This is a genomic window from Vibrio sp. 10N.222.48.A3, assembly GCF_041475345.1.
Classification (GTDB): domain Bacteria; phylum Pseudomonadota; class Gammaproteobacteria; order Enterobacterales; family Vibrionaceae; genus Vibrio; species Vibrio tasmaniensis_A.
The window spans coordinates 1-486 of the sequence record NZ_JBFRVX010000685.1; the positions used below are offsets into that span (position 1 = coordinate 1).

Sequence of the window (486 nt, forward strand, 5' to 3'; positions counted from 1 at the left end):
CTTGGTGCAATGTCGTATTCCGCACGTAGGTTACGGATAGCTGTGATGAAAGTTTTAACCCATTCGATGTCGTCAACGATCTCAGCATTGAAGTTAGCTTCATTAAACTGAGGAAGCGCTTGAGTCATGATGGTCTCGCCTTCAACGCCGTCTACTAGCGGCTTAACGCTTTGCCAGATAGATTCAGTGATGTAAGGAAGAACAGGGTGAGCAAGACGTAGAGTCTTCTCAAGAACCGTGATAAGTGTGTAACGAGTCGCTTGTTGTTGAGCTTCAGTACCTTTCCAAAGAACAGGTTTAGTTAGCTCTAGGTACCAGTCACAGAATTGGTTCCAGATGAATTCGTAAAGCGTATTTGCTGCCATGTCTAGACGGTAGTTGTCTAGGTGAGCATTAAACTCTTTCGCTGCAACTTCAAACTGAGATTCAATCCACTTGTCTGCTAGAGAGAATTCCATGTTTGCACGGTCTTCAACAGACAGTGAC

The 486-nt window shown here is 44.7% G+C and carries 1 protein-coding gene; it reads right to left on the reverse strand.

Annotated features, from left to right (window positions below):
* A partial coding sequence (locus AB4653_RS18375) for a class I tRNA ligase family protein (RefSeq protein WP_372104933.1) occupies positions 1-486 on the reverse strand: 486 nt, incomplete at both ends.